19 protein-coding genes are annotated in these 18,548 nt (G+C 40.9%); 10 read left to right on the forward strand and 9 right to left on the reverse strand.

The genetic code is table 11. From position 1 onward, the window contains the following. Nucleotides 1-45 precede the first annotated feature (45 nt). From PR761_RS10595 to fbp, 3 genes are all read right to left on the reverse strand, one after another. A complete protein-coding gene (locus tag PR761_RS10595) occupies nt 46-1,755 on the reverse strand; it encodes a pyridoxal phosphate-dependent decarboxylase family protein (protein WP_112837451.1) in 1,710 nt (569 codons plus the stop codon). A gap of 455 nt (nt 1,756-2,210) precedes the next feature. Further along, nucleotides 2,211-2,741, reverse strand: a complete 531-nt coding sequence (ppa, locus tag PR761_RS10600) for an inorganic diphosphatase (RefSeq protein WP_006814529.1) — start codon at nt 2,739-2,741, stop codon at nt 2,211-2,213. Between the two features lie 138 nt (nt 2,742-2,879). After that, nucleotides 2,880-3,887 carry a class 1 fructose-bisphosphatase gene (gene fbp, locus PR761_RS10605; RefSeq protein WP_006814528.1) on the reverse strand — a complete coding sequence of 336 codons (1,008 nt, stop codon included), beginning with the start codon at nt 3,885-3,887 and terminating at the stop codon, nt 2,880-2,882. A gap of 162 nt (nt 3,888-4,049) precedes the next feature. Between fbp and mpl the strand changes: the two genes are divergently transcribed. After that, the gene (gene mpl / locus PR761_RS10610) at nt 4,050-5,429 is read left to right on the forward strand and encodes a UDP-N-acetylmuramate:L-alanyl-gamma-D-glutamyl-meso-diaminopimelate ligase (RefSeq protein WP_039854859.1); all 1,380 of its coding nucleotides are present in this window, start codon (nt 4,050-4,052) and stop codon (nt 5,427-5,429) included. Nucleotides 5,430-5,469: 40 nt separating this feature from the next. Here mpl and PR761_RS10615 read toward each other — a convergent pair whose 3' ends face one another. Next, the gene (locus PR761_RS10615; RefSeq protein ID WP_115164765.1) at nt 5,470-5,880 is read right to left on the reverse strand and encodes a DUF6122 family protein; all 411 of its coding nucleotides are present in this window, start codon (nt 5,878-5,880) and stop codon (nt 5,470-5,472) included. A 41-nt stretch (nt 5,881-5,921) separates the two neighbouring features. After that, on the reverse strand, nt 5,922-6,392 hold the full coding sequence (argR, locus tag PR761_RS10620; protein WP_039854857.1) for a transcriptional regulator ArgR: 471 nt from the start codon (nt 6,390-6,392) through the stop codon (nt 5,922-5,924). Nucleotides 6,393-6,860: 468 nt separating this feature from the next. Here argR and mdh point away from each other — a divergent pair, with 468 nt between their 5' ends. After that, nucleotides 6,861-7,799 (forward strand): malate dehydrogenase, encoded by a 939-nt coding sequence (gene mdh / locus PR761_RS10625; RefSeq protein WP_126462335.1) that lies wholly within the window; start codon nt 6,861-6,863, stop codon nt 7,797-7,799. 216 nt (nt 7,800-8,015) lie between these two features. Here the strand turns inward: mdh and PR761_RS10630 are convergent, their stop codons facing one another. Continuing rightward, nucleotides 8,016-8,297, reverse strand: a complete 282-nt coding sequence (locus tag PR761_RS10630; RefSeq protein WP_006814523.1) for a helix-turn-helix domain-containing protein — start codon at nt 8,295-8,297, stop codon at nt 8,016-8,018. A gap of 504 nt (nt 8,298-8,801) precedes the next feature. On the opposite strand from PR761_RS10630, the gene PR761_RS10635 reads away from it, so the two are divergent. Both PR761_RS10635 and PR761_RS10640 read left to right on the forward strand, forming a co-directional pair. Next, nucleotides 8,802-9,161, forward strand: coding sequence for a DNA-binding protein (locus PR761_RS10635; RefSeq protein WP_154610816.1), 360 nt, complete (start codon nt 8,802-8,804; stop codon nt 9,159-9,161). Between the two features lie 100 nt (nt 9,162-9,261). After that, nucleotides 9,262-9,627 (forward strand): DNA-binding protein, encoded by a 366-nt coding sequence (locus PR761_RS10640; RefSeq protein ID WP_006814521.1) that lies wholly within the window; start codon nt 9,262-9,264, stop codon nt 9,625-9,627. 62 nt (nt 9,628-9,689) lie between these two features. On the opposite strand, the gene ispB is transcribed toward PR761_RS10640, so the two are convergent. After that, the gene (gene ispB / locus PR761_RS10645; protein WP_006814520.1) at nt 9,690-10,661 is read right to left on the reverse strand and encodes an octaprenyl diphosphate synthase; all 972 of its coding nucleotides are present in this window, start codon (nt 10,659-10,661) and stop codon (nt 9,690-9,692) included. Between the two features lie 332 nt (nt 10,662-10,993). On the opposite strand from ispB, the gene rplU reads away from it, so the two are divergent. The 3 genes from rplU to cgtA all read left to right on the forward strand — a co-directional run bounded on the left by rplU (nt 10,994) and on the right by cgtA (nt 12,887). After that, nucleotides 10,994-11,302: a 50S ribosomal protein L21 gene (gene rplU / locus PR761_RS10650; RefSeq protein ID WP_008913976.1), complete on the forward strand. Its 309-nt coding sequence runs from the start codon at nt 10,994-10,996 to the stop codon at nt 11,300-11,302. A 19-nt stretch (nt 11,303-11,321) separates the two neighbouring features. After that, a complete protein-coding gene (gene rpmA, locus PR761_RS10655) occupies nt 11,322-11,579 on the forward strand; it encodes a 50S ribosomal protein L27 (RefSeq protein WP_004905922.1) in 258 nt (85 codons plus the stop codon). 132 nt (nt 11,580-11,711) lie between these two features. Next, nucleotides 11,712-12,887, forward strand: coding sequence for an Obg family GTPase CgtA (gene cgtA, locus PR761_RS10660; RefSeq protein WP_006814518.1), 1,176 nt, complete (start codon nt 11,712-11,714; stop codon nt 12,885-12,887). Nucleotides 12,888-12,974: 87 nt separating this feature from the next. Here cgtA and dacB read toward each other — a convergent pair whose 3' ends face one another. Beyond that, nucleotides 12,975-14,423, reverse strand: a complete 1,449-nt coding sequence (gene dacB, locus PR761_RS10665) for a serine-type D-Ala-D-Ala carboxypeptidase (protein WP_006814517.1) — start codon at nt 14,421-14,423, stop codon at nt 12,975-12,977. A gap of 259 nt (nt 14,424-14,682) precedes the next feature. On the opposite strand from dacB, the gene greA reads away from it, so the two are divergent. Further along, nucleotides 14,683-15,159 (forward strand): transcription elongation factor GreA, encoded by a 477-nt coding sequence (gene greA / locus PR761_RS10670; RefSeq protein ID WP_006814516.1) that lies wholly within the window; start codon nt 14,683-14,685, stop codon nt 15,157-15,159. Between the two features lie 118 nt (nt 15,160-15,277). Here the strand turns inward: greA and yhbY are convergent, their stop codons facing one another. Further along, nucleotides 15,278-15,571: a ribosome assembly RNA-binding protein YhbY gene (gene yhbY, locus PR761_RS10675; protein WP_006814515.1), complete on the reverse strand. Its 294-nt coding sequence runs from the start codon at nt 15,569-15,571 to the stop codon at nt 15,278-15,280. Nucleotides 15,572-15,827: 256 nt separating this feature from the next. Between yhbY and rlmE the strand changes: the two genes are divergently transcribed. Together rlmE and ftsH are read left to right on the forward strand one after the other, a co-directional pair. Beyond that, nucleotides 15,828-16,457, forward strand: coding sequence for a 23S rRNA (uridine(2552)-2'-O)-methyltransferase RlmE (rlmE, locus tag PR761_RS10680; protein WP_006814514.1), 630 nt, complete (start codon nt 15,828-15,830; stop codon nt 16,455-16,457). Nucleotides 16,458-16,514: 57 nt separating this feature from the next. Then, the gene (gene ftsH, locus PR761_RS10685) at nt 16,515-18,482 is read left to right on the forward strand and encodes an ATP-dependent zinc metalloprotease FtsH (protein ID WP_006814513.1); all 1,968 of its coding nucleotides are present in this window, start codon (nt 16,515-16,517) and stop codon (nt 18,480-18,482) included. The last annotated feature ends 66 nt before the right edge of the window (nt 18,483-18,548 follow it).

Raw genomic sequence — 18,548 nt, forward strand, 5'->3', positions numbered from 1 at the left:
TGAACGAACGCCGGCAGAGGGAAACCTTACCGGCGTTTTCTTTTGTTAAGCTTGGCTCATTTCCTTGAGCATCTGAATAAATGCATCAATGTGATGACGCTCTGTCGTCGGGTTCATAAATACGGCTTTTTCCCCAGGAATATAGGCAAATCGGTTATGTTCAGCGTAGGTTGAGCAAGCGATAGAATCTACCCAGTTAGTAAACAAGCCTGATTTCCCCCGAGTTAAGAACATATTACGGTGCCATTTACTGTTACGGATCATGGTTTCATATGCGGCTTTATCGCTAGCACAGCTTAGCTCATAGTCAAAAATAGCTTGGGGATCAGCCTGTAATTTAGGCGAATATAGCCGGAATCCTACACTCGGTCCCTGATTTTGAGGAACCATAACAGCTGCATTTTCCATTTCAATTAACTGGTTACGCATATAATTTGCGTTTTGTAGACAATGGGCAATGATTGTTTGGTAACCTTCGATACCGAGATAGTGTAGTCCTGCATAAGCTCCAAAGATTCCCACCCCACTTCGGCTACATTCGATTGTCGATTGTAAGTGAGTTTGGCCTTCGAGATCATGTTCAAAATAAGTGAAGTTTTCCGGTGAGTTCTCAAGCGCTTTAAAATCATCGCCATTACGTACCATGACTAGGCTAGAGGTATAAGGAACATAACCCCATTTGTGGAAATCGATAGTTATCGAATCGGCATATTTTAGCTGCTTAAATTTTTCTACCGTATGGCGTAAACCAAATAAAGTGGCTTCGTTAATCGCTAATGGATTGTTATTAAAATCATAGTTAATAAAGAAAATAATTGGCCAGCCAACTGCGGCATCGACGTGAATATGGGGCTTATCGTTAATTTCAAATTCGTCGCATAAGCGATTTCTTAAGTCATAAACCTGCTTGATTTCATCGACACCAAAGGTGTCTGTGGTTCCCGCGGTCAATAAAATGACTGGGATTTTACAGTGAACGGTATAACAGGCGCGGATTTGTTGCTCTAAATCGTGTAGGTCGATAGTGTTGTCTGAGGCGACTTTAATCCGAATGGTTTTATTTTGAATATCTACGCCTAGCAAGGAAAGGTTGGTCATATTGGAATAGTGACCGCCTTGGGAGTTGATGATCCGATAATCTTGATCAACAGACATGCCCAGCTGTTTTGAATCTTTTAGCGTTTTGCGGATCCCAAATAGGTAGCCATATAAGTTACACATGGTACCGCCTTGGGTGAACAGGCCCGAGGCTTGATTTTCATCATAGCCAATTAAGTTGGCCATTTTTTTGATGACGGTTTTTTCCATGGTATCTGCTACGCCAGAATATTCACAGTAAACCATGTTTGGGTTGCCTAAAAGTCCTAGCATAGAGCCATATAAAGCGGGATCAGATGGCATGGCGATGACATTTTCAACGGCGAGTGGGTTCTCCCAGTTTTTACACAGTGCAGAAGCAAAAGTTAACAAGTTATCTTGTTGAGCTCCTGGAAAATTCATATGTTGCTGAACGTGGGTTTGACTATTTAACTGACTCAGTAGATCAGCGCCATTAGGATAGTGATGGATCAGTTGGCTATCCGCTAAAACCGTTTTACGGAATTGGGTAATAGCCTGAACTTGGGGATCATTAAAAAGTGGCCATTTTTTAGGATCACGGCTAAAGAAATTCGCCACGATATTTTGATATTGGTGCTCAAACTCAGAGGTTAATTGATTCGCACTATGGCGAGCGATGAGTTCAGATTGGTCCATCATTGACTCCCATTTACATTTATGAATTTAATGATTTATGGGAATACTCTACACCTGATTATATTTATTTAAATGATCAACTAAGTAATCATTTTATAAAATTAATTGCTTAGTTGATTGATATTTATATAAATATATAAAATAAAAGATTGTTTTTTAAAATAAAATATATTTATATATTGCTAGGGTTGTCACAGATTTTTAATCTATTAAAATTGTTTTTTTATTTGTTTATATTTCGCATTTTTAATTAAATCTAATATATAAATCCAGTATTTAAATATTATTTGGCGTTTAGTTTCATTTGTCTTCGTTGCGTTCTGTTTTGAACGATATATATCACTAAAAGTAATGTTTTTGTGAACAGGAGCGCTTTAATAGGGTCATAAGCAAAAAAAAGTTCCGGCATTTGCCAGAACTTTTTATCATTCATCTATCTCGATGAAGAGAACTTATTATTTTTTAGCAGCGCGTTCGAAAGAAGCGATAATTTCAGCTTTAGCCGCTTCTGCATTCTCCCAACCATCAACTTTAACCCACTTACCTTTTTCTAAATCTTTGTAGTGTTCAAAGAAGTGAGTGATCTGTGCACGCAGCAGCTCAGGAATATCATTCACATCTTTGATGTGATCGTATTCTTTGCTTAATTTAGTGTGTGGGACAGCCACTAATTTCGCATCTTCACCAGACTCATCAGTCATTTTCAGAACGCCAACTGGACGGCAGCGAATGACAGAACCTGGCTGTAATGGGTATGGAGTTGGGACTAATACGTCAACTGGGTCACCATCTAAAGACAATGTGTTGTTGATGTAACCATAGTTGCATGGATAGAACATTGCAGTAGACATGAAACGGTCTACAAACAGTGCGCCAGAGTCTTTATCAACTTCATATTTGATAGGATCAGCGTTAGCAGGAATTTCGATAATAACGTAGATATCTTCTGGCAGTTCTTTACCTGCCGGTACATTGTTCAGGCCCATTAAAATGTATCCTTATGAGTGCTTAAAATAACGTGGAGGCTATTATAGCCGCAAAGAGAGGCAAAACTCACTAGTTGGAAAGAAATTACATCAAAAAAGGCGAGATAATCTCGCCTTCAGCTCAAACAGTCAGTTTGGTTATTCTGCGTCTGGGTACTCACTCATGAATGATTCTGCTTTTTCAACCATGGATTTTGTTCCGACAAAGAACGGTACACGTTGATGCAGTTTGCTTGGAATAATATCCAATATACGGTTAGTACCATCACTTGCTTTACCGCCAGCTTGCTCTGCTAAGAATGCAATTGGATTACATTCGTAAAGTAGGCGCAATTTCCCCGTTGGGTGGCTTGCAGTGCTAGGGTAAATATAGATACCGCCTTTCAATAAGTTGCGGTGGAAGTCTGCAACTAAAGAACCAATATAACGCGTAGTGTATGGGCGGTTTGTGGCTTCGTCTTGTTCTTGGCAGTATTTTATGTATTTTTTAACGCCCATAGGGAACTTGATATAGTTACCTTCGTTAATGGAATACATTTTTCCTTCTGCTGGGTACATTACTTTCTCGTGAGAAAGACAAAATACACCTAAGGATGGGTCGTAAGTAAACGCATGAACACCGCAACCTGTTGTATATACCAGCATGGTTGATGAGCCATAAACTACATAGCCAGCAGCAACTTGGCGGTGGCCAGGCTGTAGGAAATCTTCTTCAGTTACCGATTGACCAATTGGCGTAATACGGTGATAAATTGAGAAGATTGTACCAACGGAAACGTTTACATCGATATTCGAAGAACCATCTAATGGATCCATTAAAACGACATATTTCGCGTTTTCTGCACGGTCACCTTCGAAAATGACAATGTCATCTTCTTCTTCAGAGGCGATACCGGCGACTTCTCCGCGAGCTTTCAAAGCCGCTTTCAGTTTTTCGTTTGCATACAGGTCAAGCTTCATCTGAACTTCACCTTGTACATTCGAAACACCACTAGCGCCGAGAATGTCAACGAGTCCAGCTTTGTTAATATCGCGATGGATAATTTTAGCGCCCAGTTTGATCGCTGACAGTAATGCCGTCAGTTCACCTGTTGCATGAGAAAAATCTTGTTGCTTTTCGACGATGAATTCGCCTAATGTTTTCATGACGAAGGTCCTGAATAAAATTGACAGAGGTTTGCGGGGCGTATTGTACCCTTGGGCGAGGAGTTTATCTAAATAAAAAAAAGATTAATAGGCTAATACATTTATAAACCTGTGATTGATGAGTAGAATAGTGATAAACCTCATGCTATTGGATGAAAAATAATGCACATACATATTTTAGGCATATGCGGTACCTTTATGGGTAGTTTGGCAATTTTGGCTCGTTCTTTAGGACACAAAGTGACAGGCTCCGATGCGAACGTATACCCGCCAATGAGTACATTGCTTGAAAAGCAAGGCATTGAACTGATTCAAGGTTACGACCCTGCTCAGCTAGATCCTGCTCCGGATATGGTGGTGATTGGTAATGCAATGACGCGTGGCAATCCTTGTGTAGAAGCCGTCTTAGAAAGAGGTTTACCGTATACATCAGGACCACAATGGCTCCATGACCATGTGCTTCCAGAGCGTTGGGTATTAGCCGTTGCGGGAACTCATGGAAAAACAACGACTGCGGGAATGCTGGCTTGGATCCTCGAAGATTGTGGTTACGAACCAGGCTTTTTGATTGGTGGTGTTCCGGGTAATTTTGATGTTTCCTCAAAGATTGGTAATAGCCCATTCTTTGTTATTGAAGCCGATGAATATGATTGTGCATTCTTTGATAAGCGCTCAAAATTCGTTCATTACAGCCCGAAAACGTTGATCCTCAATAACCTTGAATTCGATCATGCGGATATCTTTGAAAATCTTGAGGCAATTCAAAAACAGTTCCATCATCTCGTTCGTCTTGTTCCTGCTAGCGGGAAAATTTTAATGCCTGACAGTGATAATAATCTCAAACAAGTCATGAATATGGGTTGTTGGAGTGAACAAGAACTGGTGGGTGAACACGGTGAATGGCAGGCCGTGAAACTGAACCACGATGGCAGCCGCTTTGAAGTACATTATCAGCAGCAAAAAGTCGGGGAAGTGAATTGGTCTCAAGTGGGTAATCACAATATTCAAAATGGTTTGATGGCAATTGCAGCGGCGCATCATGTTGGTGTGCCTGCAAAAGAAGCGTGTTTGGCATTGGATAAATTTATCAATGCTCGTCGCCGTCTTGAACTACGTGGTGTTGAAAATGATGTCAGTGTGTATGATGACTTTGCTCATCATCCAACTGCTATTTTAGCGACGTTAGAAGCATTACGTAGCAAGGTCGGCGGAACAGCACGGATTATCGCAGTACTTGAGCCACGTTCGAATACCATGAAAATGGGCATCAATAAGAATGATATCGCACCGGCATTAGGTCGTGCGGATGAAGTCTTCTTATTCCAACCAACGAATATTCCTTGGATGGTGACTGAGATTGCTGAGCATTGTGTGCAACCTGCGCATTGGCATGCCGATGTGGATACTCTGGCAAATATGGTGATCGAAACGGCTCAGCCGGGTGACCATATTTTAGTGATGAGTAATGGTGGTTTTGGTGGTATTCACGAAAAATTACTGGATGGTTTGAAAAAGAAAGCGCAAGCTGAACCTGAAGAGTAATCAGAATAAAAGCCCTAACACTCTGTTAGGGCTTCAATTTTTATCGCTGTGGTGGTAAATCAATATCTGCCCGATCGGGTAATCCTGAACAGCTTAGCACCGTTGTTTGCATCTCTTTCTTTATACTTCCCATATAGCAATCTACTGAATCGGTAAATAAGTGGAATAAACAGCCCACGGCAATCGCTTTTAATTTCCATGATGGGAAGAAAAATAACACCACATAGGCAATTGCAGCCCAAATAGTGTGCATTGGGTGGTAGCCAACACCACAGCGATCTGGATCAAAGATAGGGTCAGCTAGAAGATGATCTAAATCGATCGCCATAGTTGCGATCATCAATAATGCCGCTAACTGCCAATTTTTTCGCCAGAATAGATAACCAAACAGAAAAGGAACTAAAAAGTGAAAACCGTAATGAATTATATTTCTTAAAATTTCAAATAACACGGTTTTCCCTCTTTAGGTTTCGAGATAATCCCTCAAAAGGGCTAAAGTTCTTGTTCAAACAAGACTAGTATGGATTCGTACAGCTCACGAGTTGTGAAGTCATTGGTTGGTGTGGAGAAAATCGTATCATCTCCAGCAATGCTGCCTAAGATCCCTTCAGCTTTACCTAGAGAATCTAGCAGGCGTGCGATCAACTGTGCGGCACCAGGGCTTGTACGGATCACAACAACTGAGTGGTTGTAATCAACGTCCAGTACCAGATTTTTGAGTGGACTCGTCGCAGTTGGTACCCCAGGTTCGCTTGGTAAGCAATACACCATTTCCATTTTTGCGTTACGGGTTCGAACCGCACCAAACTTGGTTAGCATTCTGGAAATTTTAGATTGATTAATATTTTCGAAGCCTTGTTCTTGAAGAGCAACCACAATCTCAGCTTGTGAACTAAATTTCTCTTCTTTCAGGAGAGCTTTAAAAGCTTTTACCAAGTCTTCTTGTTTCGACACAGTGCGCATAATTAACCCATCTTTTGGTATTAAATTGAGTTGCATTATGCGTAAAACTGCATTTTTATGCAAGATAATTGGTTTTTGATGATTTAATGGCCGATTTAAAAGAGGAATTTACAGTCAGGTTTTTATCTCTATCTTAAATTAATGGCTCAAAATTTAACTTAAAAGCGCCTTAAGTTTCATCTTAAAATATGTTTCATTTTTGTTAAATCATATGATTAAGATGGAAAAAACAACACATAAAGTTGTGCTTAGGGTTAAAGACAATAGCAATAAAAACTATTTGTTAAAAAAGTGTCCGTTATCTCATTAACAGATAAGGAATTTGTTTAGAATGGTGTCATTCAGTCGGTAATTTATCTCGCGTTAACACTTCTCTCTAACTGTTAAAGAATTGTTTTTTATAAGTAATGTGTTTAGTGCGTAGTCAGATGAATTCATATTTTTAAAGTACAATTAAGGAGTTTTAGAATGAAAGTTGCAGTCCTAGGTGCAGCAGGTGGTATCGGTCAGGCTCTAGCCCTTCTTCTCAAAAACCAGCTCCCAGCAGGTTCAGAACTCTCCCTCTACGACATCGCACCAGTAACTCCAGGTGTTGCCGCAGATTTAAGCCACATCCCTACAGACGTTAAAGTTGTTGGTTTCGCAGGTGAAGATGCCACTCCAGCACTGAAAGGTGCGGATGTAGTATTAATTTCTGCGGGCGTTGCACGTAAACCGGGTATGGACCGTTCTGACCTATTCAACGTGAACGCAGGCATTGTACGTAATCTTATTCAACAAATCGCAGTAACTTGCCCGAAAGCGCTGATCGGTATTATCACTAACCCAGTGAATACGACAGTGGCTATCGCGGCTGAAGTTCTGAAAAAAGCAGGTGTTTACGATAAAAATCGTCTGTTCGGTGTAACAACACTTGATATCATTCGTTCAAATACTTTTGTTGCTGAACTGAAAGGCAAGAAAACAAGCGAAATCGAAGTGCCAGTTATTGGTGGGCACTCTGGCGTTACTATTCTGCCATTATTATCTCAAATTCCTGGTGTTAGCTTCACTGATGAAGAAGTTGCAGCTCTGACTAAGCGTATTCAAAACGCGGGTACTGAAGTTGTTGAAGCAAAAGCGGGTGGCGGATCAGCAACTCTGTCTATGGGCCAAGCAGCTGCACGTTTGGGCTTATCTCTTATCCGTGGTTTACAAGGCGAAAGCAACGTTGTTGAATGTGTTTACACTGAAGGTGACGGTGAACACGCTCGTTTCTTCGCTCAACCTGTATTATTAGGCAAAAATGGCATCGAAAAACATTTACCAATCGGTAAATTAAGTGCATTCGAAGAGAAAGCACTGAATGAGATGTTAGAGGTATTGAAAGCGGATATCGAGCTTGGTGAAAAATTCATTAATGGCTAATGCTGTTTTAATGATTCATTCATAAATAAGGGTTGGGTTGCCTTGATGCAACTCAACCCTTTTATTTTATGCTAAGTGTATCTGTTTCAATATAATGAAAATTTCTTCTTAAAGTGATTTCATAACTAAAGATATATTAATAATGGTTTGGGTGAATTATTTAGTTTAATTAATTATTCGGACCAATGGATTTTTTAATAGAAACTTATGTTTCTGCTATATCGCGTTTTCTTCGTGCTCTATTTTCTCTCTCGCCTTTCTTTCTAATAAATCTCCAGTCATTGAGTCGTAATAGCGGCTAGGCCAAATTTCTGATGGGTGTATGCCTAAAAAATTTGCAATAATCCATTCTCCTTTAGGCCAAGGTCTGGACAGCGCATTTGCAAGAGTCGATGAGCTAAGCCCTGCCTTCCTAGAAATAGCAGCAAGTGTTGTTCCCCGTTTTCGTAGGGCTGCGATGATATCTGCTGGGTGCCAATCCGATTTCCGTAACATCATTTTTTAATCCTTTTTTTAATCCTTTTTTTACTCAGATTCATGAGAGTTAATGGTACATCTAACAGAGTATTGTGATACATTCAGTACAATTGCTCTGTTATTGGAAATAAAATAACAGAAATTTCCAATAATAATTTCTAATTTTTTCTAAATATTCATTTTTATGAAACTGTCGTTATTTTTCTGAAAATAATAGAAAGATGAGAATGATTATTGTGAATTAAGGTAAGACTTTGAAAATAAAAATAACTAAATTTAGTTATTAAGAAAATCCCTGTGTTTATATGTATTTATTCTGTTTATCGTGAAGATTTATATTTCTCAATAATTGATAAAAACCATTCTCAATGTGTTGTTAATACCTTTTATATAAGAAACAAAAAGCGAATAATATCTATCATTTATTTATGATTTCTTAATATTCACAATGATGGTGCAAGGTTATATAGAAATAATTTTCGGCAACGATAAAGAGAGATACTCGTACGACAAGGAGAGTCGATGATGAATAAGGAATGGCTAACAGCTAAGGAGTTAGTGGGAATTCAGGGGTTACCTATGAGCACTCAAGGTATTAATGCGATGGCTAGACGAGAAAATTGGCTTAGTCGCAAACGGAGAGGAATTCAAGGTAAAGCATTGGAATACCATATTAGTTCCATCCCTTCCGATATTGCTGAACATGTTTTTATGTATGAAGCTCCGGTGGTTTATCAGGCTAAACATGAGGAGCAATCGCATATCTGGCAGGCAGCATACAACCAGCTTTCTGATGATGAACGCGTAAAGGTTTTAGCGTTTATTGTACGAGAGGGGGCATTGGCGTTGGTCAGTTTAATTGATAAAAAAATAACCAAGCTATAAATTTATACTGTATTGAATCGAATGAATTTTTTAACAAAACAACTTTGGTATAGCGACAAAAGCAGATTACAAAATATAAGCTAAGCGTAAAAGTGAGAATATGAAAAAATTGTGGTTCACTGCGAAAGAATTAGCAGGCATAGATGGTCTTCCTACTTCACCTCAAGGTATCAATCTGATGGCTCGAAGAGAAGGCTGGAAAAATCGACGTAAAAGAGGTGTTCAGGGGAAGGCTGTAGAATATTACTTTGAAAGCTTACCTACAGACATTCAAGGGCAATTAAATGTCTACGAGCCATCAGTGCCTTATCAAGCACAGAGAATGGATGCATTCCAGATTTGGACTGAGGCGTATTATCAGTTAACAGAAACTGAACGTAAAACAATCGTTAAGTATATTTTACGCTATGGCCTCTCGTCATTATTAGCCAAAATAGAACAAGAATCGCAGCAAGAGCAGGAATAAAATAATAAGGGGCGAAATTTCTTTCACCCCTGAGTTTAGCTATCGATATAATACCTGAAAAATTAGGAATGGCGTTGGATTGCTATGTGTGCCAAGCCAATTAATGCTTGCTTATAAGCACTGTCTTCAAGGATATCTAAAGCATCAATTGCTTTTTGAGCTTCTTCTTGGGCACGTTGGTAAGTGTAATCGAGTGAACCACAACGTTTCATAGTTGCTAGAACTGTGTCTAGTAAATGGCGTCCATTACCTTGCTCAATCGCTTGCCTAATCAGTGCGGACTCTTCTTCGTTACCATGGTTCATTGCATGTAACAGTGGTAGCGTCGGTTTTCCTTCATCCAGATCATCACCGGTATTTTTACCCAGTTGGGTATTATCAGCATCGTAATCCAGAAGATCATCTACTAACTGGAATGCGGTGCCAATATAACGGCCATAATCCTGTAATGCTTTTTCTTGAGCAGGTGTTGCATTCGCTAAAATGGCAGAGGCGTGAGACGCCGCTTCAAATAGGCGAGCTGTTTTGCTATAGATAACCTGCATGTAGTTTTCTTCGGTAATGTTAGGATCGTTGCAGTTCATTAACTGCAAAACTTCACCTTCAGCGATGACATTAGTCGCTTCTGACATGAGCTTTAAGACACGCATAGAATCAAGATCCGTCATCATTTGGAAGGATCGAGTGTAGATAAAGTCACCGACTAAAACGCTAGCAGCATTTCCAAAAACCGCATTTGCTGTCTGTTTTCCACGACGCATATCCGATTCATCAACAACGTCATCATGTAATAAAGTGGCCGTGTGGATGAACTCTATCAGTGCGGCGACTTGGGTATGTTTATGCCCAGAATAGCCGAGGGATCGTCCGGCAAGGATCGCGATCATTGGTCGGATCCTTTTACCGCCGCCACTGATAATGTAGTAACCTAATTGATTGATTAACGCTACATCCGAATTTAATTGACTGAGGATCACTTTGTTTACCGCTGACATGTCCTCATTTGTCAGTTCAATAATAGATTCTAAATTCATTGTAATTTATTCATATTATTAGTTTTTGGGTCCTCCCGAGAGTCAAAAGGGGGGGCCGAGATCACAGTAATTCTGTAAGCATAACATTATTAATAATAAGATTATCGGGTGAAGTGCAAAAAATGTTTAAATAAGTAACAATTCAATATATTCCAAAAAAATCAGCCGGAAAAAGCCACACAAGATAAAAAAGTCGTATTTTTTGTAATCTAACTGCATTATTGGCTTGTGTTCTGATGCTTTTTTGCGTAGAATTCGCGCCCTATTGTGAATATTTTATAGCGTGCTCAGGAATTGAAATATTTAGCGAGTACGCGGAAAGCGGAGTTAATATGTACGCGGTTTTCCAAAGTGGTGGTAAACAACACCGAGTTAGCGAAGGTCAAACTGTCCGCCTAGAAAAGCTGGACATCGCAACAGGTGAAACTGTTGAATTTGATCAAGTTCTGATGGTTGCTAATGGCGATGAGATCCAAATCGGCGCTCCTGTCGTTGAAGGCGTTAAAGTGAAAGCGGAAGTGGTTGCACACGGTCGTGGCGATAAAGTTAAAATCGTTAAGTTCCGTCGTCGTAAACATAGCCGTAAACAGCAAGGTCATCGTCAGTGGTTCACTGATGTTAAGATCACTGGCATCGCTTAAGATTTAGGAGAGCAGATTAATGGCACATAAAAAGGCTGGCGGTTCAACTCGTAACGGTCGCGACTCAGAAGCAAAACGTCTGGGTGTAAAACGTTTCGGTGGCGAAGCTGTATTAGCAGGTAGCATCATCGTACGTCAACGTGGTACTAAATTCCACGCAGGAAACAACGTAGGTTGTGGCCGTGACCACACTCTATTCGCCCTAGCGGACGGTAAAGTTAAATTTGAAGTTAAAGGTCCAAACAATCGTAAATTTATCAGCATCGAAGCTGAATAAGTTTTCTGACTTTTAATTTTAGAATTAAAGCCCTGCAAAAACCTTTTGCGGGGCTTTTTATATTCAAAATACGCCATCTCTGGGTAATACAGCCATCCAGCACTATAATGGCTAGCAGACGGAGAAAGAATTATGAAATTTGTAGATGAAGCCAAAATATTGGTCGTGGCGGGAGATGGTGGCAATGGTTGTGTCAGCTTCCGTCGTGAAAAATATATCCCGAAAGGGGGACCTGACGGTGGTGATGGTGGTGATGGTGGTGATGTCTATTTACAGGCAGATGAAAACCTCAACACCCTGATCGACTATCGTTTTGAAAAATCATTCCGGGCTGAACGTGGCCAAAATGGTCAAAGTCGTGAATGTACTGGTAAACGTGGTCAAGATATCACGGTTAAAGTTCCTGTAGGGACCCGTGTACGCGATTTAGGTACTAATGAAGTACTTTGTGACATGACTCGTCATGAACAACGCCACATGGTTGCTAAGGGCGGTTTCCATGGGCTGGGTAACACCCGTTTTAAATCTTCAGTTAACCGTGCTCCGCGTCAGCGTACCATGGGAACGAAAGGTGAAACTCGTGAGATCCTTTTAGAACTAATGCTGCTTGCTGATGTGGGTATGTTAGGTATGCCGAATGCCGGTAAATCAACATTTATTCGCTCAGTCTCTGCGGCTAAGCCAAAAGTCGCTGATTATCCATTTACGACCTTAGTACCAAGCCTTGGTGTGGTACGTATGGATAACGAGCAGAGCTTTGTGGTTGCTGACATTCCAGGGTTGATCGAAGGTGCTGCGGAAGGTGCGGGTTTAGGGATCCAATTCCTTAAACACTTAGAACGTTGCCGCGTATTGTTACATTTGATCGACATCTGTCCAGTTGACGAATCTGATCCTGTAGAAAATGCAAAGATCATTGTTGGTGAACTGGAGAAATACAGCGAGAAATTAGCACAAAAACCACGCTGGTTAGTCTTCAACAAAGTCGATATTTTAGGTGCAGAAGAGTCAGCTAAACGTGCAGCTGAAATTGCCAAAGGTATGGGCTGGGAAGATAAATACTATATGATTTCCGCAGTGAATCACGAAGGCGTGAAAGCACTGTGCTGGGATATCATGGAGTTTATGAATACCCAACCACGCAATATGTCCGTTGAAGATGAAACTAAACAGCCAGAGAAAGTTGAATTTATGTGGGATGATTACCATAAAGAGCAACTGTCTGAAGCTGAAGAACTTGATGACGATTGGGATGATGATTGGGATGAAGATGACGACGAAGGTGTCGAATTCATTTACCAAAAATAATTAATCGTTAGGTATATAAAAAGGCGCAAATTTTGATAATTGCGCCTTTTTTATACCTTAAGATCCTGAAAAGGATCTCTGTGAGGATCAGTTTTTCTGGTACAGATCTTTATATAAACGGCTTTCAAAACGCACTAATGGTACGCGGCGACTACGCTGTTGGCTTTGAGGAACGGCATAGGCTGAAATAAATTGGACGAATGCAACTCGCTGCCCACTTGCTGTGGTAATAAAGCCGGCGAGGTTATAAACTCCTTGCAATGCGCCTGTTTTAGCTGAAACCTTACCGTTTACACCCGCTTCATCTAAACCGCCACGGTAGCGCAGTGTTCCATCATGGCCTGCTAGCGGGAGCATTGAGATATAATCAAGCTGCTGATCGTTTTTAGCGATAAACTGCAAAACTTCCATCATAGTTGCTGGTGTAATCAGGTTATGTCGTGATAACCCAGAGCCATCCACCATCACAGTATTACCTAAATCGATACCTGCTTTTTGCTTCAATACTTGTCTTACTGCATCAGAGCCTGAACGCCATGTACCTGGTACCCCATAGTAATCACGCCCAATGGTTCTAAATACCGTATCAGCGATCATATTATCTGATTTTTTCAACATAACTTTCAGCAGGTCATGCAAAGGTTTCGATTCTGTTTTGACGAGAACTTGGGATTGAGGAACGGGAAGTGTTCTTTTCTTTATGCTTCCTGTCAGTTCAATACCCGCATTGATCAACTCATTCTTAACAATTGCACCCGAATAGCTTGCGCCATTTTGTACTGCGAAAGCTAGAGGTAGGGGCTCACTGCGTTGAGTTAAGCAGCCTGTTAAGGTATATCGATTGAGCTCTCCTGGAACCACATCCAATTCACAGTAACGGGATTCTGGCGAACCTTTTGCAAGGGTTTTAACCTCACTAAACATATTCACCGGATAAAAATTAGCTGTTTTGATAAATGCCATATCGCCCGGTTTATCTGCGGGATAGAGGGAAACTGAGAAGCAGTTTCTATCAATAATCGCGGCGGCAGGTGGTGCACTAAAGCATTGGGTCATATCGTTCCATACCCAGCCCGGTGCTTTGTCATGGCTTGCAAATGCTGAAATATCGACAATAAGATCGCCATCAACTTTATGAATACCGATTTGCTTTAATGCGTTGACCATATTACGAATTTGTTGGCGAGTCAGTGTTGGATCGCCACTGAAGCGGATGACTAAATCACCCGTCAGCGTGTTGTTATTTAATTTTGCATCGGTTTCAAAATTGGTTACGAAACGATAGTCTGGGCCTAATTGCAATAAAGCAGCCAATGCAGTGACGACTTTTTGGGTACTGGCCGGTAGCGCCATTTGTTGAGCGTTATAATCAATGAGCGGAGTATTACTTCCTACTTTCTGCGCAACCAGAGCAAGGTTAGTGCCGTCGGGGAGATACTGTTTAAAATCATCAACAGGAATGGATAAAGCTTGTGAACTTACGAAGGTAAGTCCTAAAGTGATGATTAATTTTCTGGTTGAAGTTAATAACGACATATATTTCACATATCAGGGTAGACATACTACACATACTAAAGTGTAATGCCCAATAAAGTAAACGATGATCCGCTATTAACTCTCAGTTAAAATAGCGAACAGTATGATAAGATAAGTGGCTAAATTAGTCTGATTGAGTTATTTACACCCCAAGTAATTTGAACACCCCCCTACACACAGTGGTGTTCGGTGTACTGCTGTTACAAAATCAGGAAGATACTTATTTTTTATATAGGATTGAATCAGAGGTATTTATCAAATGAAACAGATTCCAATGACAGTATTTGGTGCAAACAAGCTCAGAGAAGAGCTCGAGTACTTGAAATCTGTCCGTCGCCCTGAAATTATTGCGGCAATTGCAGATGCTCGTGAGCATGGTGATTTAAAAGAAAATGCTGAATATCATGCTGCGCGTGAACAACAGGGGTTTTGTGAAGGTCGTATTCAAGAAATTGAATCTAAACTTTCCCACTCTCAAGTGATTGATATAACGAAAATGGTTAACAATGGACGTGTTATTTTCGGAGCAACAGTCACTGTACTTAACCTAGATACAGATGAAGAGCTAACTTACCGTATTGTCGGTGATGATGAAGCAGATATTAAAGTGAATTTAATCTCTGTCAATTCGCCAATTGCTCGTGGATTAGTGGGCAAAGAAGTTGATGATGTCGTCACAATTAAGACGCCGGGCGGGGATGTTGAGTTCGAAATTCTTAAAGTTGAGTATATCTGATTCCTATTTCCCTGAATTGGTTATATTATTTCACTGATTTAGAGAGAAAGGCCGCAGGCGGCCTTTTTCGTCATATAAAACATGCTTTCGATGGCATTTTTATATAAATGAAGAGTTATTATTTAGGTAAAATGATTTTGCGCTCAGCTGAAGGACGGTAGAGAACAAGAATTTTACCGATAACTTGGACATTTGCTGCACCAGTTTCGCGAACAATCGCATCAGCGATCAAATTTTTAGTATCACGATCTTCGCCTGCGATTTTGACTTTGATAAGCTCGTGATGTGTTAATGAGAGTTCTATCTCAGCCAAAACACCTTCGGTTAAGCCATTGTTGCCAATCATAACAACAGGGTTTAAGTGGTGAGCGAGACTTTTTAGGTGCTGGATTTGTTTTTTATTAAGATTCATCGATTTTTTGCTTGGTTAGTATTGAAAATGGCATATTCTACCGCCATCTGATCACTATCACCATCAATTATATCTTATTTGATGGTAAAGAAGCAGCTAATGATTACCCGAAGTCCATCGGGTTACTAGTAGGCGGCAACGTAAACTATCCTGAAATACATAGTAAATTATGTAGCTTGGGGAAAAATGAAGCTAATCCCTTGTAACTTGAAGAATGTCGGGAAATGTATTTCTATTAGTATAGTTGGAAAGTGCAATGGCCAATAAAAAACGTTCGGCAAGCTCCAGTCGTTGGTTGCAAGAACATTTTAGTGATAAATATGTTCAGCAAGCACAAAAAAAAGGGCTCCGCTCACGTGCATGGTTTAAACTGGATGAAATCCAGCAAGGTGATAAGATTTTTAAACCAGGTATGACCGTTGTTGATTTAGGGGCCGCCCCAGGTGGTTGGTCGCAGTATGTTGTCAGCCAAATAGGTCATCATGGTCGTGTTATTGCTTGTGACCTGTTACCAATGGATCCCATCGTCGGTGTTGATTTCCTCCAAGGAGATTTTCGCGATGAAGCCGTACTTGCTGCTTTGTTAGAGCGAGTAGGGGATAAAAAAGTACAAGTGGTTATGTCTGACATGGCTCCAAATATGAGCGGAACACCTGAAGTAGATATTCCTCGCTCTATGTATCTGGTTGAATTAGCATTGGATATGTGCCGTGCGGTATTGGCTCCTGGGGGAAGTTTTATTGTTAAAGTATTTCAGGGAGAAGGCTTTGATGAATACCTCAGGGATATCCGCTCCCTATTTACGAAAGTTAAAGTTCGTAAACCCGAATCTTCGCGGGCACGATCGCGTGAAGTATACATTGTAGCGACAGGACTAAAACTATAGTACCCTGAGCGTTATTTGTTAACACAGTTGTAAGGTGAGGTTAATCCCTTGAGTGACATGGCGAAAAACCTAATTCTCTGGTTAGTCATCGCAGTTGTTCTGATGTCCTTGTTCCAGAGTTTTGGCCCAAGCGATTCGAATAGTCGCAGAGTTGATTATTCAACGTTTATCAATGAGTTAGCCCAGGATCAGGTACGTGAAGTTCGTATCACAGGTCGTGAATTGAACGTCAGAAAAGCGGATAATAGCCGCTATACAACTTATCTTCCTATGCAGGATGAGAAGTTGTTAGACACCTTGTTAAACAAGAATGTAACTGTCGTCGGTGAACCACCAGAAGAACCTAGCTTACTGACATCTATTTTCATTTCCTGGTTCCCAATGCTTCTGTTGATTGGTGTCTGGATTTTCTTTATGCGCCAAATGCAAGGTGGCGGCGGCAAAGGGGCTATGTCATTCGGCAAAAGTAAAGCCCGTATGCTGACAGAAGATCAGATCAAAACAACATTTGCAGACGTTGCTGGTTGTGATGAAGCTAAAGAAGAAGTGGGTGAAATCGTAGAATTCTTACGTGAACCAGCTCGTTTCCAAAAACTCGGTGGTAAGATTCCTAAAGGCGTCCTGATGGTAGGACCTCCGGGTACAGGTAAAACATTACTGGCAAAAGCGATTGCTGGTGAAGCTAAAGTTCCTTTCTTTACTATTTCCGGTTCTGATTTCGTGGAAATGTTTGTCGGGGTTGGTGCTTCGCGTGTTCGTGACATGTTCGAACAAGCAAAGAAAGCTGCGCCTTGTATCATTTTTATTGATGAAATCGATGCTGTTGGTCGCCAACGTGGCGCTGGTTTAGGTGGTGGTCACGATGAACGTGAACAGACACTGAACCAAATGCTGGTTGAGATGGATGGTTTCGAAGGTAATGAAGGCATCATTGTTATTGCTGCAACTAACCGTGCTGACGTACTTGACCCAGCATTATTACGTCCAGGTCGTTTTGACCGTCAGGTTGTTGTTGGTCTACCGGATGTCCGTGGCCGTGAACAGATTCTGAAAGTTCATATGCGTCGTGTTCCAATTGACCCAGGTGTTGATACCTCTATCCTTGCTCGTGCAACCCCAGGTTTTTCTGGTGCGGAGTTAGCAAACTTAGTTAACGAAGCAGCATTGTTTGCGGCACGTGAAAATAAGCGTGTTGTCTCCATGGCTGAATTCGAAAGAGCGCGAGATAAAGTTTGGCTGGGTGCTGAACACCGTTCTTTAATGATGACGGAAGAGCAGAAAGAATCGACTGCTTATCATGAAGCTGGACATGCGATTGTGGGCTACTTGATGCCAGAGCATGACCCTGTTCATAAAGTGACTATTATTCCTCGTGGTCGTGCATTGGGTGTGACGTTCTACTTACCTGAAGGTGACCAAATTAGTGCGAGCCGTCAGAAGTTAGAAGGTAATATTGCAAGCACCTATGGTGGTCGTATTGCTGAAGAACTGATTTACGGTTATGACAAAATTTCTACCGGTGCATCAGGCGATATCCAGCAAGCCACCAACACAGCTAGAAAAATGGTGACTCAGTGGGGCTTCTCTGACAAGTTAGGTCCAGTGTTATATTCTGAAGAAGAAGGCCCAGCATTCTTAGGTCGTTCAGGACATAGCTCGACTTATTCAGATGAAACTGCACGCATTATTGATGAAGAGATCAAAGCAATTATCGACCGTGGTTATAAGGTTGCACATAAAACCTTAACCGACAATATGGATATTCTGCATGCAATGAAAGATGCATTATTGAAATATGAAACGATAGATATGCCAATGATTGATGACCTGATGAACCGCCGTCCAGTACGTGCGCCAGCAGGTTGGGATGAGGATAAAAAAGTTAACAATGTGACCGGCTCATTTGGTGCAGCAACAAGCGCATCAAAACCTGAAACAGCGGCGACAGAACCTCAGCCTGAACAACCAACTGATAAGTCAGATGAAAATAATTCATCCGATAATAACGATAGCAAGCCACAATAAGCTATCGTCACAAGTTGATTAATTGAAAACCCCAGATTACTGGGGTTTTTTACGTTAAGGAAAAAT

Source organism: Providencia sp. PROV210 (genome assembly GCF_028479445.1).
In the GTDB taxonomy this organism is placed as follows: domain Bacteria; phylum Pseudomonadota; class Gammaproteobacteria; order Enterobacterales; family Enterobacteriaceae; genus Providencia; species Providencia rustigianii.